Consider the following 15,728-nt stretch of genomic DNA (forward strand, 5'->3'; position numbering starts at 1 on the left):
CAAAATTAACATTTGCCGATTTCGCACGATTATTAAGTTTACAAACATTGTCGTTAGAGTGGAAGATTTATTTAAATAAATTCTGGATTTGAACTCATAATTTGGCTAATCAACAGGTCTAACAATAATGCACTTATTTTCCTCTTTTACCTATTTCGAAGAAAAATAAGGTACGAAAATGCTGTTAATTGAGGCGGTGGCCCAACTTTTCACTGTTAAGACGACTGGTGAGAGGGAAATTCACGACTTCTAGTGATGGAAATCTTTGATTATTTCAAAGCTTTTATATACCACGCGTTCATAACAGAATGCTCTGAGCCTGACAGAGGTTCAGGTAAAAGTGTAAATACAAATTTCTCATATGTTTTGCATGCAGCTTCTAATTTATGTTCATGCTCATTGAATGGAGCTACATCGTTAGTTGATTTTAAACGTCAATTTACAATATTGATAACGCCATTACAGAGAAAGTATTAATATCGACGATAAGCAAACCGCTTGGATCTGCTATAAAATTAACATGGGAATATAACGAAAAATTAACAAGCGGGGCATTGCTATTACCTCCTGAAACGAATTCACCGGTACCCGTAATTGTTCAAGCGCACGGTGGACTGAAACAATCTAAATACATATTTGGTCTGTACGAGGGGAGCGAAAAGCACTTGAATTTTTCTGTTTAGCATTTATAATGATAATTACTTTATAAAGTATCTTTATTATGTTGGGGTATTTTAAAAATTGCAGTAATGGGGAGCGAATGGAATGAGAATAGATCACATCGCCATGTATGTGAATGATTTGGAGTCTTGCAAACAATTTTTCATCAAATTCTTTAACGCCAAATCAAATGAGCTATACTACAACTCCAAAACAGGATTGAAAACGTATTTTCTTACATTCGATCATGGAACGAGACTAGAGATAATGAGTAAACCGAACATGACTGATGAGAACAAGGAGTTGCTCCGTACTGGATTTACCCATTTGGCGTTTAGTGTAGGAAGCAAAGAAAAAGTGGATATATTGACAAAACAGCTAAATGAGGCTGGTTATTCTATCTTAAGTGGACCACGCACAACGGGTGATGGTTATTACGAAAGTTGTATTTTGGGACCTGAAAATAATCAAATTGAAATTACTGAATAAATTCGTGAGATCACAGATCACAACAAAGTTATTGTATTAGGAGAGGATTTATCTATGGCAACCTGGTTTTTAATTGTGATCTACCTTGCTTTTGTTAGTCTCGGTCTTCCTGATTCTCTGCTTGGCTCAGCATGGCCCGTCATATGGCCGGAAATCGGTTCTTCTCTGGGCTCGGCAGGACTAATATCCATGATTATTGCTGGAGGAACAATCGTTTCCAGTTTGGCAAGCGGAAGAATGATTCAACGTCTAGGCACCGGAAAGATTACTTTACTCAGTTGCCTCCTTACCGCAGTCTCATTGCTTGGATTTTCTATGGCTCCATCAATGTTTTGGTTTATCTTTTTGGCCATTCCACTTGGTCTTGGGGCGGGAGCGGTAGATGCAGCCTTAAATCACTATGTTGCTGAGAACTATAAGGCTCACCACATGAACTGGTTACACTGCTTCTGGGGTGTAGGAGCAACCATGGGGCCGATCATCATGGCCACTTATATGGCGGGTCAGCATTCATGGAGAGGCGGTTATGCTGCAGTAGCCATTATACAGGCCATTCTTGTCATAATTCTTTTTGTAACTTTACCTTTATGGAAGCGTGTGGCTGCAATCCGGGATTTAGAGAATTCAGAGGACACCGTTCAAGACATACTTCGTGAAGAAAAGGCAGAATCCGCTTTCCCAACAAAGGTGCTTCAATTAAGGGGAGTTAAACCCTCACTGCTTGCATTTCTCATGTATTGTGGAGTAGAAACGACTGTTGGGCTATGGGGAGCAAGTTACCTGGTGGGTACAAAAAATGTTACAGCAGAAATGGCTGCCGGATGGATCTCTTTGTACTACGGAGGCATTACCATAGGAAGGTTGATCACCGGTTTTATCACGTTAAAAGTACACAATCAACTGTTAATTCGTTACGGTCAACTAGTAACCATTGCAGGGGGAATTATTCTGTTACTACCTTTCTCCGCGTCATTTTCCATGTTGGGGTTCATTCTTATCGGACTCGGACTCGCACCAATATATCCAGGACTTCTGCATGAAACACCTGCCCGGTTTGGGAAAGAGCATTCAGCAAAATTGATGGGCTACCAGATGGCCGTCGCTTATAGTGGTACTACGCTTCTCCCCCCTTTATTCGGACTCCTTGCAGCAAAAACGAGTACAGACTTGTTCCCGGTCGTGGTACTTATTCTATTAGTTCTCATGCTATTTAGTGTAGAGACTGTAAATCGTTTGCTACGCAAACCGGGAAAAGTGAGTGGGTAAGAACCTTTGCATTAGTAATAGAGAATATTTCATAAATACCGCCAATAAGTTATTATTAGAAGCATTTGATCCAAATCGAATCAAACGGATCGTACTCTAGGCATACATTGCACCTAAACTAGAGGGGGTTATCACATAGAAAAGAAAACGTTATCGTTATGTATGATCGTTAGGAATGAGGAGAAATGGATCGGTCGCTGCCTGGAAAGTGTGCGGCACGTTGTCGATGAGATGATTATCGTGGATACAGGTTCAACGGATCGGACAGTAGAGATTGCTGAATCTATGGGAGCGACCGTCTATTCTTTCCCTTGGACAGATCACTTTGCCGACGCCCGGAATTATGGCATTGAACGAGCTTCAGGGGACTGGATTGTATGGCTCGATGCCGACGAGGAAGTGGATGGGGGAGATGCCCCTCGTCTGCGAAGCGTGCTGGAGATGGATGACCACAATCTTGTGTTTGTTGAACTGATAAATTACTATGGCGAGTCCCCGCCAGATCCAGATAAAATCTATCGCTTGGCACATCATCGCTTGTTCCGTAATGGAATTGGCATTCGCTTCAACGGTTCCATTCATGAACAGCTCAATAACCGGGAGGTTCTGGGCCATCAGGAACAAATGAAGATGCTGGATGTTAAAGTATATCACTATGGGTATTTAGATTCAGAAGTAACGGCAAAAGCAAAATCCGAACGCAACCTAACCCTACTGAAAAAAGCGTCCAGCGAACCCGACCCTGACCCATGGATAGAATACCATTTGGCTAGTGAGCATTACCGATTGGAGAATTTCCCGGAAGCCTTTCAGCATGTTAACCAGTCCATCCGACTCTTTCTGGAAAATAGCATAATGCCGCCAGCCATGCTGTACAAATTAAAATATTCCTCCTTAATTGCACTTGGAAGTCTGGATAACGTTGTTAAAGCTATTGATAAAGCACTAGGCATTTATCCCGACTATGTAGATCTTCACTATTTAAAAGGCATCGCCTTATTGCATCGCAACAGTGCGCAAGAAGCAGCAGAAGTATTTCGTTACTGTATTACGCTCGGGGAAGACAATCTGCGTTACTTAACGATGAAGGGAATTGGTTCCTTTCAGGCGTATTACTATCTCGGACAATGTTATGAGAAACTGGGGAAGATCGTTGAGGCGAGGGAGGCTTATCAGGAAGCGCTAAGATTGTCTCCCAATCATCTGCAAGCACAAGAGAGCTACAATAAATTGCTCGCCAATGAAGAAGCACTTGAACAAGCGTCTACAAAACCAACCTAAAATGTATAGAAGAGCCCATCCCGGTTATTTTCCCGAAGTGGGCTCTTTGCTCTATAATTTGAAACTCTCAGCGATAAGGTGGATAGGTCACCGTACTTTCCGGTGGGAATGGTGGGATAATGGAAGAATGTAAATTGTCAAAGATTGTGACATCTACACGATATTATGAGTAAGAGGATGGTGTGTAGCCGTATGTCGCAGGCGAATATTCCTAATATTACACCTCAGATTACTTTGACGAGGGATGGAGTCATTAATCTGATTTTGTCCTCTATCGCGATGCAGGAGCTTGGTCTAAGTCATATCATCAATGCAGAAGCAGAGAAAATACAATTCGCATTAGGACGCTTCCTGGTGGGTCTACTACACCAGCCACCTTTCCGGAGATTATCCAGATTAACCAGAATGTCAGAGAGACCCTGAAGGAAGTTGTAAAGACCGAATGGGTATTACAGAATAAGATGGACTCTCTCAGTACTAAGAATAGCGGACAACGGATTGGTCTAGAACACTGCCGTAAAACCTTGAAGGCCAGCAACACTGCATTAAACGATTTCTGTGGAAATGGTTCTTTTCTATGTAATGATGCAGGAATGAATCCACGAGGTGGCGCATACGTTTAGAATAGATTCATAATGGGACATTCCCTGTTCGTCGAGACGGGTTCGCAAGCGAGGTGAGGCAGATGATGACATTGACTTTGTGCATAGCAGTGGATCACAAGAACAATAGGCTTGAGCGATGCCTAGAGAGTATACATTCACTGGTGGATGAAATCATCGTAGCGGATATGGGAACTTCCACGCCGGTAAACCAATTATGCCAGGATTACGGAGCTACGGTTGTGGATTGTCGCCAAAGCATGCATCCAGCGGATGCACTCAATCTAGCCTTAGAGCAAGCAACCGGAGATTGGATCTTATGGTTGAATCCGAATGAGTATCTGAAGGAATCAGCGCTTCCCCGCTACCGGGACCTTCTCTATATTACAGGTGCGGATCTAATCCTGCATCATGTGGTGGAGTTCCAGAAGACGGCAAAAGGCCGTGTTCGTGTGGTCGATTATGGTCATCCTCGATTATTTAGGCGGCAGACTGGGTTCCATTTTTCCGGCAAAGATGAGGTTGTGTTCATAGATATTGACAGCACCACTTCAAGAGATGGACAGGGTCAAAGGGTATACATGCGGCCGTTCAAGATTCATGCGGAATCTCAGGTGGAACAAACGGCGACCGTGCGCAAAATCAAGCGTGTAGAACAAGAAATGGCAGCCGTTCAGTCCCATAGTCCATGGAACTTGTATGAGCTGGCCTGCGAGTATCTCCGGATTCGTGATTATAAGCAGGTGGTCAAATGGTCAAACAAGATCATTCAGCTCTTCCTGGATCATAAAACAACTCCCCCAGCAGTCATTTACAAGCTGAAGTATGCAGCAGTATTAGACCAGACTTCTTTTCCCCAGAATGAACGCAGTCTTCAGCTTGCGGCGAGAATGTTTCCGGACTTCACGGATTTGCATTATTATATCGGTCTGAACTATGTGAAGCAGTCCCGATTCAAGGAAGCATTACAGGCATTTAATCATTGTCTGGAATGCGGAAATACCCCAAGTGATTATTTTGTCCGCCAAGGATTGGGAAGCTATATGGCTCACCACTACAGCGGGATATGCCTGGAGAAGCTGGAGCGGACGGTTGAGGCTGCTTGCGCGTATATACGTGCCATTGACAGTTACCAGAACTACGTTCCCGCGGTGGATGCGTTGAACCGTCTCGTTATAGACTTCAATATTGATGTGTCAGACTGTATGCCAGAAGATATTGAGCTTCCACTAAAGCGACTCCAGGATCTATTGATGGCTTAGTATGAGAAAAAAGGACAATTCCGCGTTCGATCATTGTAGATCTAATCGGAATGGACCCGAGGGGAATTGATGACGAACCGTCCATTCAATAATAATAACATAGAGACTTTTGGTATGACTTTCAGGACATCGCTCAGGTAGAAGGGTTTTATTCAAAATGAAAATAAATAGTTGTTTCGAGAAGCCCGCACAGGCATACGCCCTATGGAGTTCGCATACAAATGGACAAGCCTCCTAAGATATGCTAGAGAAGCAATATGAGTTGTTAATTACAAGAATGATCCATTACGAATCAGGACATCATGGGGAAATCAACAAATGAAGGGAAGAATGTGATCCTGATGCGTATGAATCCCTCGAAGTCTCATGATACTGGCTTGCCTTCATCCCAACACTGATCGTTTCGCACTATACAGGAGCAGCTGCCCAGCGATGATTTGGAAGTAGTCTATTTGCATGAAGGGAATCTCGCCGCCCTCTACTTCAGTACAGTCATGAACAAGGAAAGGTTTCATAATGAAATCGTACCGGGGCTGGGGAGGTGGTTAGACCATCCGGAGGAGTGGGACACTGCTTTTCCCCAAGGCACTTTAGTGCAACAGACTAGCGACTTGATTCATCGTATTCTGCATGGGGAAGTGATCCTGGTTCATGCGGACTTGAAGGGTCATGCCGTTGCTGTCCCTCTGTGCGCGATTCAGCAACGGGGCATCATGGAGCCTTCCGTAGAGAAGACCGTATTAGGCGCGAAGAAATCTTTTATAGAGGATATTAGCACCAATATTGGCTTGATGAGGCGATGGCTTAAGGCCCCCGGATTCGTCGTACGTTATTATGAAGTGGGCCGAGGTTCCCAGACCCGGATCGGGATCGCTTACCTGCAAGAAGAAGTGAAAAAAGATTGGCTCCAGGAGATTGAACAGAAGGTGTCCAGTATCCAAATGGAATACCTCCATTCGCATAGAGATCTGATGAAGCAAGCGAGCCTGCGCATTAACCCAAAAATCCCGTCATGGTAAACAGGGCAACAACAGATAACGTAATCGTTAACTCTTCCTGTAGACCAGAGGGGATTTTTAGTGCGTGTGCATATAGAACTTTTCTATTGTCGACATGGGAATATCGATTTGCCTTCCCGGACATCTTTCGTCAGATCATTCATAGTGACAAGATTACGTTTAGATCCAAGAACGACAATGACATAATACGACTCTCCTCGTGAATCCTTGATCACTACTTGATAACCAGAACCCCCGAATAATGGCTTGCAAATTGCATTAACCTTCAAAGGATCATTTTCCACATACTTTTTGCGTACATAATCCATTCCGAGACTTCCTGCTGCCTGTTTGTTCTGACGCTCTGAGTGCCCGTTGATTATTGCTATTACTGCTCCGATAATAATGATCAAAAGGATTAGATAACCTAAACGGTATCTCTTCATCTGTTCTCCTTATCCTGTTTTGTTCCTATATTGTCATTTACAATGATCAAAACTATCATAGGCATAACCTTTACCAACCGTCCAGTGATATGTGTAAGCATAATCCCAATCCGGTGGTCCGCACGCAGATGCAGAATGATTTACACCTGTCGCGTACTACTGATTAGATATTTTTCTTCTATATTTGCTCTCTCCTGATTTTATCTCAACGGCAGCTGACCAACAATCAGCTGCCGTTTTTATTTGAGCTTAGATGGATTAATTTACAATTTTATCTTGTATGTAATTTCCATATGTGTTATACATGTAATATAACAGATGCGAAGGGTGGTGTAATATGAGATGGCTTGCACATATCAAAACCTCAAGACAAGCAGCAAATGCCATAAGGAGGGATATTCTTGTTCATAGAGCTCGATCTGCAATCGGAGACTCCGATTTACGCACAACTGGTTGACCAAATCGTCGAAGGGATCGCGTCTGGCGAGTTGAAACGGGGGGATCCGCTTCCGTCGGTTCGGAGATTGGCGGAGGAACTGGGCATCAATCTTCATACCGTCAATAAATCCTACAATTTGCTCAAGCAGGAGGGCTTTCTTCAAGTACACCGGAAACAGGGCGTTATCGTTCATCCCGACGGGATGCCCGGTGTGACGGAGGCGTTCGAGGCGAAGCTTCAGCGACAGCTGCGGTCACTTGCGGCGGAAGCAGCGGTACGAGGCATGACGGAAGAGGCATTTACGGAGGAGAGCAGGTCGGTGTACCGGGATACCATTACAAATCGCGGAGGGGGATAACATTGACTGTACCTGAGACGATCATAATATCCAGCTTTTATTTGTTTATCGCGTTGATGATCAGCATACAATCCTATATCGGCTTGAGGACCCTGCTGTTCGGCATTACGCTGCCGGCGGAGGCCCTGCAGGATACGGCTGTCCGAGGCATTCGCCGGAAATACGTTTTGCTCACTGGCGGTTTTGCGATCGCCACCGGCGTAACTTGCTTTTTAGTGACACGTCATCAAACGACGAGTCAGAGTTTCCTGTACTGGGCGGCCGCCATCTTGCTATTAATCATTGTGTCGTTCTTAACTAATTGGATCAGCCGGATATCCGCCCGGCGTTTGAAGGCGGCCAGAGGCTGGCAGGTTGCCGTACAGACAAAGCGCACAGCAAGCCTTGTGGCTGGCCGAAGTCATGGTTCGGTGCTGAGCTTTTGGTGGTTTACAGTGCATGTCGCCGTGATGGCATTCTGTATCTTCTTTGTTGCTGTGAGATGGGACGACATTCCACAGTCGATCGCGGTGCATATGGGGCGAAGCGGCTTTCCTGATCAGTACATTGACAAATCCGTACGGACTGTATTCATGATCAACATCGTGCAAGCGCTGATGATCGTATTCTTCGCCGGCTATAATCTGATGATTAGCCGTGCCAGGACATCGCTGGATTCTCAAGACCGGGAAGGTTCGTTGCGGAAACAGTTGAAGCGTAAGAAAATCTACTCGATTACGGCTTGGGGTATTTCGCTTCTAGGGATTGCAAACTTAGGGTTGTTACAAGCTGTAATGCTGTACGGCTGGAATCTCAATCTGCTCTTGCGATACAACATCTCGTTCACGGCAGTATTCTTCTTAACGCTGATCGGCGTCTTGCTTTACCTGCGGTTTAGAGATCTTGATCAGCAAAAGGACGTTCCGTCAGAAGAGGAGAGGCACTGGAAATGGCTTGGCAGCATTTACGTGAACCCCGAAGACCCGGCGTTGTTCGTTCCGGATAGATATGGATTGGGATGGACGATCAATATGGCTAATTCGCTCGGTAAGACCATAGCCGCTGCGATGGTAGCCGTTCTGGTAACCGCCATTCTCGTAATCATTTTTAATTTTAGATAAATAAAGGAAGCTTCGGAAGGAGAGTTCAAATGATGAAAAGTCGATGGATTATGGGAGTTCTGCTAGCTTCGTGTCTACTGTTAACTCCCTGGAATGATAACATAGGACTAGCAGAGATGCAGAACATAGCAGTGAATACCTACGAAGTAACACAGAAAGCTGCAAAGGAGAAGGCCGATCTCCTCACGAACACATATGGCACAACCAGCGTGCAGTACGCTCTTATTGATCATGGCAAAATCGTCGTATCCGGCCAATCTGGAAAGAATGATGAGAAAGGACAGAAGCCGCTCACGAAAGACACGATGTACGGGATCGGCTCTACGAGTAAAATGTTTACCACAGTTGCCGCCATGCAGTTAGTCGACCACGGGAAAATCGATCTGGATACGCCGGTTATTCAGTATATCCCCGAATTTACAATGAAGGATGAACGCTACAAACAGATTACGCCGCGCATGCTGCTGAATCATTCTTCCGGACTAAATGGATCGTCGCTAACGAACGCCTTTTTATTCGAAGATAACGATACTTACGCCCACGACACACTGCTTAAGCAATTAGCCGGTCAGACTTTAAAGGCGGACCCAGGCGCTTATTCGGTTTACTGCAATGACGGATTTACGCTAGCTGAGATTTTGATCGAAAGAGTCAGTGGCATGGACTTCACTTCTTATATCCATAAAAATATTACAGAACCTCTGGGCATGGTCAATACGAAGACACCGCTCGATTCTCCGAATATAGCGAAGATGGCGGGACTCTATTATCCTACCTACTCAGGACAACTCCCTAACGAGACAGCCAACGTAATCGGAGCGGGAGGCGTCTATTCCACGGCGGAAGACTTAGCCCGATTCTCGCAAATTTTCACAGGGGAAGCAAAAGAAGTTTTGTCCGGTAAATCGGCTGCAGCTATGGCGCAAGACGAGTACAAGACGCCTATGTGGCCTGACGATAAGGCCTACTCATTCGATTACGCTTACGGTCTCGGTTGGGACAGTGTCAATCTGTACCCATTCAACGAATACGGAATGAAGGGGTTGACCAAAGGCGGGGACACGCCTCTCTATCACTCGTCGCTCGTTGTACTTCCCGAACAGAATATGGCGGCAGCTGTTGTCACTTCCGGCGGGAGCGCTACGATCGACCGGCTTATGGCGAACGAAATCCTGCTTCAGGCGCTGAAGGAGAAGGGGACAATAGCCGAATTCAAACCTGAGAAATCATTTGGAGCGCCGGTAAAGGCCAATATGCCGGAATCTGTGCTGCAATATTCGGAAATCTATGGCGCGACCAATGCAACGGTAAAAATCGATATTACTAAAGGCGGCGTCATGTCCATCACTTCGGAGCAGTCGCCCGGTAATCCGGCCCAGATCTTCGAGTATTCAGCGGATGGCACGTTTCGGAGTGCGGATGGGAATGCGAAGCTCAGCTTCGTGACGCAGGAGAACGGCCGCACCTACTTATGGATACGTCAATACGCATCGATACCGGGTCTTGGACAGATGGCTATGTCAGTGTACAACGCCGAGAAGCTCCAGCCTCAAGATCTTTCGATAGCGACCAAGGAGGCATGGAAGCAGCGCGACGGCAAGAAATATTATCTGCTGAATGAGAAGTATACATCGATCGGTTATCTGGGGGCGGGAATCATCCAATTGAATGTGTCCCAACAATTACCGGGGTACGTATTGGATAAGCGAATAACTGGCCCAAATACGGCCATCTCTGAACTGCAAATCCCAGGAATGAGTGGGCGGGATCTCGCTGGTTATACGTTCTTTAAACAGGATGGCGTGGAGTATCTGAATTTTGGTGGAAGCATCTTAGTCAACGAGGACGCGGTGAAGCCCATCTACATTTCTAAGCAGTCAATCGTTACGATCCCGCCGAGCGGATACGCCCGGTGGTATACAGTAAGCGACACAGATGGGGGCAAAACCATTAAGGTGAACATGCCCTCGAACGCTTCCTTCTCGGTTTATAATGCAAAGGGAACATGCATCTACTTCAGTGTCATTGGAGGCAAGGATAAAGTCGAACTCCCCGCGGGAGGATCGATAGTTTTCGCCGGAGATGCCGGTGCGAAGTTCGAGATTTTGGCGCAGTAAAGAATCTAAATGGGTAAAGTTGTATATAAAGTGAATGTTATCTTTACGTCTAAAACGAAAATAGATAAACTAAAACAAATATCTGAATGGTGGGATAGCCAAATGATGAATATGTTCTTGACAGTAGTTATCGGTTAATCGATATCTAAATAATGCCTCTTGTCATGAACATACATCATTATCGCTATGTATATATGGAGCTCAAAGGTTGCATTTTCTTTGTTGATCCCTATGCTGCAATTAGCCGTAGATGGACATTTGTTCATCTACGGCTTTTTGTGTGCATTCCACTTAATCTGTTTACATAGAAAGGAGATATTCAAAGTTAGTGGTTGAATCGAGCTGGAATTGAAACATAATTTGACAGTGAAAAGGTGGAGTAGAATATGGGAAATGAACACAACTCCCTTATGGAGAAAAAAATACCTCTATTTATTGTGACAGGTTCGAGTGGTTCTGGAAAAACCTATGTTATCAGTGAGCTTCGAAAAATATTACCTGAATTTACATTGTAATGATGAAACCCGTGAGCGTCGATTACGTGAGCGAAATTGGCCAGAAGACATGATCCAAGACTATAAGGAATTTGCTAAATGGTTGGTTGCTAATGCAGACAAAGAATATAGCCCACCAATGCCAATTGTCGATACTACCGATGCCCATGTATCTGAAGTAGCAGCTCAAATCAAAGATGGGTTCTTCAATTTATATAATCATTTGACATTAAGTGAACGATCATTTATTATTCATTTGTGAGAATAAGAGAAGAAAAAAGTACGGGGCAATAGATGATATATATAGTTGGTTGTTTCCGCAACTAACTCATAACCAATACAAGACTAAAATTATTTTTTTCAAAGAAAGGGTGTCCGTATGAAAGTAGTCTTATATGGTGCAACCGGTATGATAGGACAGCTAGCATTAAGAGAATGTTTATTAGATCCAGAGGTAGAGCAGGTTGTTGCAATTGTTCGTAAATCAACGGAAAAGCAGCATCCCAAATATCAAGAAATTGTGCTACCCGATATATCAGACCTTTCTTCCGTAAAGGAAAAAGTGACAGGGTTTGATGCGTGTTTATATCTAATTGGTGTTTCCTCAACAGGTATGTCCGAGGCTGAATATACACGTATCACCAATGAAATGACAATAAAGGCTGCTAAGCAATTAGTCAAACTCAATCCAAATATGAAAATAATCTATGTTTCTGGAATGGGAGCAGATAGTACAGAACAAGGAAAAGAAATGTGGGCACGAGTAGAGGGGAAAACGGAAAATACATTACTGGGTATGCCATTTGAAGCAGCGTACATGTTACGTCCAGGTGCTATTTTACCCATGCATGGTGAACGTTCAAAAACAACACAGTATCGTATACTATACAATATAATGAAACCATTAAATCCGTTGTTAAAACGAATGAAGTCGGTTGTAACCTCTGAACAGTTAGGTCAGGTCATTGTGCATTTAGCTAAAAAAGGAACAACAAAAGAAGTTCTGGAAAGAGATCAGTTGAAGACATTAGCATTATCGATTGAAGGTAAATAAACATACTCAAATAAAGGCTGATCTTCAGATTGTTGATGATTGGCCTTTATTATATGATGACGATGGAGTTGATTCAAAGCGGGCCTCTGGAAAGAGAAGAGCTTGGCGGATTACTATACTGAGACCATCAGTTGCTGTAATATAAACGCTTTGATACACTATGAGGACAGAATTATTGAGATTGGTAGGTGTTTGAATTGGTGACATCGCGTAAACCTGCGCGGGAGCGTATCCTGGAAGTGGCTTGCGATTTGTTTTATCGCAAAGGGATACGTTCGGTAGGGGTTGATACGATTGTTGAGAAATCCGGAGTTGGCAAGGCGACGCTTTATCGCCATTTTCCAACCAAAGATGATTTGATCGTCGCTTATCTCGTGGAATTGGACAGACATGACTGGAAACAATTTGACGAGGTTATTGCGAAGCATGAGGGCTCCCCAAAAGAGCAATTGTTGGCATTTATCGATGTTATTACGGATACAATGATGAGTCCTGATTATCGTGGATGTGCTTTTTCAAACGCTCTTGCTGAATTTCCTGAAGAAAGCCATTTTGTCAAGAAAATGACTGTTGAATATAACGATTCAATGCATTTACGCTTGAACCGACTGACCCAGCAGGCCGGCGCGCAAGATGAAAATTTGACGGACCAACTTATGATTGTGATCACTGGAGCACTATCATTAGCTCATGCACTGGGCTCTGCCGGTCCGGCAGCTCAACTTAAAGCACTCGCAACACATTTGATCGATTTGCATGTATCTTGAAGCTTTAATGGAGAGAGCAAAACGTATACACCCCTTAGAATAAACATTGAATCTAATGTTCATTCTAAGGGGTGTTTTTTTGAAAAAGATAAATTGTACTGTCGCTTGACAAAGTACAAGCTATAATGTAATCTAATCGCATAACGGAACAGAACAGTTCTGTTCCGTTATGACAATGTTTTAGTACTAATGTTTAATAAACGATTAAAGGGGAGAGAACGATGTCAGAGACTATTTCTGCAGCGCAGGCGGGCACTATTTCAATAGGTGATTTCACTGTCAATCGAATCGGCTTGGGCACCAATCGCATCACCAACACACCGGATGCACACATTTTACTGAAACGAGCCCTTGAGCTTGGTACTAATTTTATTGACACAGCTTACATCTATGCTGATGGAGAGAGCGAGAAGGGCATTGCCAGCGCGCTAGCACCTTACGGTAACAGCCTATTGGTGGCCACAAAAGGCGGGGCGAATGGGAATGATCCCCAACAATTACGAGGCGAGCTGGAAGAGAGTTTGAAGAGACTCCAAGTAGACCAAATTGACCTTTATCAGCTCCACCGTGTAGACGCTAATATTCCACTGGAAGAAACGATTCAGTTGCTTAAAAGCTTCCAGGATGAAGGCCTTATTAAGCACATCGGCTTGTCTGAGGTCACGATTGAGCAGCTTCAAGTGGCACTGAAAATTGCACCGATAGTTAGCGTTCAGAACGAATACAATGTGTTCAATCGCAAATATGAGGATCTTGTGAACTTTTGCACCGAAAACCAGATTGTCTTCATTCCTTGGTTCCCTTTAGGCGGCTTGTTTGGCGACACTGCCAAGGTAGAAGAAAGGGTAGCAGATATCGCCCGCAAATTGAATGCTACAACGCAGCAGGTCGCATTAAAGTGGCTACTTAAACGCTCACCTATAATTCTACCCATTCCAGGAACACTTTCTCCTGCTCACTTGGAAGATAATCTGCGTGCGGCCACTCTCGAACTAAGCGAAGAAGATTTCGCAGCTCTAACAAACTAATATCGATAATTCTATACTTTGATATCGTGTTACACATTATATGAGGACATCCACAAAAGAGAGTGTGGATGTCCTTTTTTTGTAAAAAAAGAGCGTCGAGCTTATGTTAACTATAATCTCGAATTTCTTTTAACCATATGGTAGAAATAACACCGAACAATAAAAGCATACATCCAATGAGGAACATCACCATACTTGAACCGAAAATATCAGCAAAGTAAGAGGATATAACTAAACCTATTGAGGGCACTACGCTCATAAGCGAGCCTAATGTACCAAAAACTCTGCCTTGAAGTTCTTCGGATACCTCTAGTCTTAAGATGATGTTAATTAATAACGTACAAAATGAAAACATAAAGCCAATTAATAAAATGAAGGGGATACCAATAAGAGCTGTCGTAGAGTATGAAAGAAGTATATATAACGGTCCTATCAACATCAAATTTAACATCACAAGCTTACCACGTTGTTTGAGCTTTGAGCCAAGAGAAACAATTAAGCCTGCCCCTAACAGATAGCCTAGAGGAATACATGCTTCAATTAGTCCAAAGTGGAAGGGACTTGCTTGCCATACCTTTACAGCCATGACTTGGGTTAACATTAGTGAGGACATAAAAAATAAAATGAGGGTGGGTGATAGAATGGTAACTGCCTTAGCAAATGGATTCTTCCATATATACTGAAGACCAGTCATTAAATCCTCTTTAAACTTCTTTTGTTCTTGCTGCTTACGTTTTGGAGATGGAAAAGCTCCTGCTAGCAAAATTAACAGAAAAGAGATCATAAAAGCCATTCCATCCATAATAATAGCCAAAGCCCCGCCAAAAGACGCAACAAAGATCCCTCCAACAGCAAAACCAATCGTTCTGGAGACATTGTCAGAAACATTAAGCAGACCTGTTGCTCTTTGAATATGTTCTTTACCAACGATATTAATAAGTGATGCTTGGAAAGCAGGTGAATGAAACAGTCCCGACGCAGTAACAATACCAGTAAGAACCAAAATCAAAATGAAAGAAACATTGGGATTGTATATACAATAAGCGATAAAGAGTACAAATCCGGATCTGACCAAATCTGCTGCAAGCATGATCTTTCGTCGATCCATTCTGTCGGCTATTGTACCTGCTATCGGCCCAAGTAATGAACTAATAATAAGGTTCGTAATAAGAATAACAGTCATCATTTTTGCACTTCCTGTAGTAGTTAAAACCCACAGATTTAATGCAATATTATGAAAAGAATTTCCGAATAAAGACAGAGTGTAGGACATGAATAAAAGAATAAATTGTTTATTTTTCCATAATGTCGGGGATGGTTGTAGCATGATTCTCTCATTTTCCAAAATTGTATTTCCCATTGTTCAG

The 15,728-nt window shown here is 43.5% G+C and carries 16 protein-coding genes and 1 pseudogene; 14 read left to right on the top strand and 3 right to left on the bottom strand.

Features of this window, described 5'->3' with window-relative positions; translation table 11 throughout:
- Positions 1 to 269 precede the first annotated feature (269 nt).
- Positions 270 to 383, bottom strand: a pseudogene (locus HPT30_RS29855) (GNAT family N-acetyltransferase); the annotation flags it as partial.
- Between the two features lie 382 nt (positions 384 to 765).
- Between HPT30_RS29855 and HPT30_RS06025 the strand changes: the two are divergent.
- The 7 genes from HPT30_RS06025 (at position 766) to HPT30_RS06050 (ending at position 6,579) form a co-directional block, all read left to right on the top strand.
- Complete coding sequence (locus HPT30_RS06025) at positions 766 to 1,149, top strand: VOC family protein (protein WP_175370535.1); 384 nt, start codon at positions 766 to 768, stop codon at positions 1,147 to 1,149.
- A gap of 54 nt (positions 1,150 to 1,203) precedes the next feature.
- A complete protein-coding gene (locus HPT30_RS06030; RefSeq protein ID WP_175370536.1) occupies positions 1,204 to 2,415 on the top strand; it encodes an MFS transporter in 1,212 nt (403 codons plus the stop codon).
- A 162-nt stretch (positions 2,416 to 2,577) separates the two neighbouring features.
- On the top strand, positions 2,578 to 3,696 hold the full coding sequence (locus HPT30_RS06035; protein ID WP_175370537.1) for a glycosyltransferase: 1,119 nt from the start codon (positions 2,578 to 2,580) through the stop codon (positions 3,694 to 3,696).
- Positions 3,697 to 3,888: 192 nt separating this feature from the next.
- Complete coding sequence (locus HPT30_RS06040; RefSeq protein WP_246316953.1) at positions 3,889 to 4,119, top strand: alpha-helical endospore appendage domain-containing protein; 231 nt, start codon at positions 3,889 to 3,891, stop codon at positions 4,117 to 4,119.
- Positions 4,092 to 4,319, top strand: coding sequence for a hypothetical protein (locus HPT30_RS31330; protein ID WP_512699063.1), 228 nt, complete (start codon positions 4,092 to 4,094; stop codon positions 4,317 to 4,319). The genes HPT30_RS06040 and HPT30_RS31330 overlap by 28 nt, the downstream gene beginning before the upstream one ends.
- A 62-nt stretch (positions 4,320 to 4,381) precedes the next feature.
- The gene (locus HPT30_RS06045) at positions 4,382 to 5,560 is read left to right on the top strand and encodes a glycosyltransferase (RefSeq protein WP_175370538.1); all 1,179 of its coding nucleotides are present in this window, start codon (positions 4,382 to 4,384) and stop codon (positions 5,558 to 5,560) included.
- 452 nt (positions 5,561 to 6,012) lie between these two features.
- A complete protein-coding gene (locus HPT30_RS06050) occupies positions 6,013 to 6,579 on the top strand; it encodes a spore germination protein (RefSeq protein ID WP_175370539.1) in 567 nt (188 codons plus the stop codon).
- Between the two features lie 83 nt (positions 6,580 to 6,662).
- On the opposite strand, the gene HPT30_RS06055 is transcribed toward HPT30_RS06050, so the two are convergent.
- On the bottom strand, positions 6,663 to 7,004 hold the full coding sequence (locus HPT30_RS06055) for a hypothetical protein (protein ID WP_175370540.1): 342 nt from the start codon (positions 7,002 to 7,004) through the stop codon (positions 6,663 to 6,665).
- A 401-nt stretch (positions 7,005 to 7,405) separates the two neighbouring features.
- Here HPT30_RS06055 and HPT30_RS06060 point away from each other — a divergent pair, with 401 nt between their 5' ends.
- The 7 genes from HPT30_RS06060 (at position 7,406) to HPT30_RS06090 (ending at position 14,361) form a co-directional block, all read left to right on the top strand.
- A complete protein-coding gene (locus tag HPT30_RS06060; protein WP_175370541.1) occupies positions 7,406 to 7,801 on the top strand; it encodes a GntR family transcriptional regulator in 396 nt (131 codons plus the stop codon).
- A 2-nt stretch (positions 7,802 to 7,803) separates the two neighbouring features.
- Entirely contained in the window at positions 7,804 to 8,901 is a 1,098-nt protein-coding gene (locus tag HPT30_RS06065; RefSeq protein ID WP_175370542.1) for a DUF1648 domain-containing protein, read from the top strand.
- 29 nt (positions 8,902 to 8,930) lie between these two features.
- A complete protein-coding gene (locus HPT30_RS06070; RefSeq protein WP_175370543.1) occupies positions 8,931 to 11,018 on the top strand; it encodes a serine hydrolase domain-containing protein in 2,088 nt (695 codons plus the stop codon).
- 468 nt (positions 11,019 to 11,486) lie between these two features.
- Positions 11,487 to 11,774, top strand: coding sequence for a hypothetical protein (locus tag HPT30_RS06075; RefSeq protein ID WP_246316954.1), 288 nt, complete (start codon positions 11,487 to 11,489; stop codon positions 11,772 to 11,774).
- A 117-nt stretch (positions 11,775 to 11,891) separates the two neighbouring features.
- Positions 11,892 to 12,566 carry an NAD(P)H-binding protein gene (locus tag HPT30_RS06080; RefSeq protein WP_175370544.1) on the top strand — a complete coding sequence of 225 codons (675 nt, stop codon included), beginning with the start codon at positions 11,892 to 11,894 and terminating at the stop codon, positions 12,564 to 12,566.
- 200 nt (positions 12,567 to 12,766) lie between these two features.
- Positions 12,767 to 13,333, top strand: a complete 567-nt coding sequence (locus HPT30_RS06085) for a TetR/AcrR family transcriptional regulator (protein ID WP_312876304.1) — start codon at positions 12,767 to 12,769, stop codon at positions 13,331 to 13,333.
- 221 nt (positions 13,334 to 13,554) lie between these two features.
- Positions 13,555 to 14,361, top strand: coding sequence for an aldo/keto reductase (locus HPT30_RS06090; RefSeq protein WP_175370545.1), 807 nt, complete (start codon positions 13,555 to 13,557; stop codon positions 14,359 to 14,361).
- 106 nt (positions 14,362 to 14,467) lie between these two features.
- Here HPT30_RS06090 and HPT30_RS06095 read toward each other — a convergent pair whose 3' ends face one another.
- Positions 14,468 to 15,721, bottom strand: a complete 1,254-nt coding sequence (locus HPT30_RS06095) for an MFS transporter (RefSeq protein ID WP_175370546.1) — start codon at positions 15,719 to 15,721, stop codon at positions 14,468 to 14,470.
- Between the last annotated feature and the right edge of the window lie 7 nt (positions 15,722 to 15,728).

Source organism: Paenibacillus agri, from assembly GCF_013359945.1.
Lineage (GTDB): Bacteria > Bacillota > Bacilli > Paenibacillales > Paenibacillaceae > Paenibacillus_AQ > Paenibacillus_AQ agri.

What these genes read in the sequence shown, in the direction of transcription:
- HPT30_RS06025 (WP_175370535.1), top strand. Translation starts at nt 766, where the DNA reads ATGAGAATAGATCACATCGCCATGTATGTGAATGATTTGGAGTCTTGC.
- HPT30_RS06030 (WP_175370536.1), top strand. Translation starts at nt 1,204, where the DNA reads ATGGCAACCTGGTTTTTAATTGTGATCTACCTTGCTTTTGTTAGTCTC.
- HPT30_RS06035 (WP_175370537.1), top strand. Translation starts at nt 2,578, where the DNA reads ATGATCGTTAGGAATGAGGAGAAATGGATCGGTCGCTGCCTGGAAAGT.
- HPT30_RS06040 (WP_246316953.1), top strand. Translation starts at nt 3,889, where the DNA reads ATGTCGCAGGCGAATATTCCTAATATTACACCTCAGATTACTTTGACG.
- HPT30_RS06045 (WP_175370538.1), top strand. Translation starts at nt 4,382, where the DNA reads ATGATGACATTGACTTTGTGCATAGCAGTGGATCACAAGAACAATAGG.
- HPT30_RS06055 (WP_175370540.1), bottom strand. Translation starts at nt 7,004, where the DNA reads ATGAAGAGATACCGTTTAGGTTATCTAATCCTTTTGATCATTATTATC.
- HPT30_RS06070 (WP_175370543.1), top strand. Translation starts at nt 8,931, where the DNA reads ATGATGAAAAGTCGATGGATTATGGGAGTTCTGCTAGCTTCGTGTCTA.
- HPT30_RS06075 (WP_246316954.1), top strand. Translation starts at nt 11,487, where the DNA reads ATGTTATCAGTGAGCTTCGAAAAATATTACCTGAATTTACATTGTAAT.
- HPT30_RS06080 (WP_175370544.1), top strand. Translation starts at nt 11,892, where the DNA reads ATGAAAGTAGTCTTATATGGTGCAACCGGTATGATAGGACAGCTAGCA.
- HPT30_RS06090 (WP_175370545.1), top strand. Translation starts at nt 13,555, where the DNA reads ATGTCAGAGACTATTTCTGCAGCGCAGGCGGGCACTATTTCAATAGGT.
- HPT30_RS06095 (WP_175370546.1), bottom strand. Translation starts at nt 15,721, where the DNA reads ATGGGAAATACAATTTTGGAAAATGAGAGAATCATGCTACAACCATCC.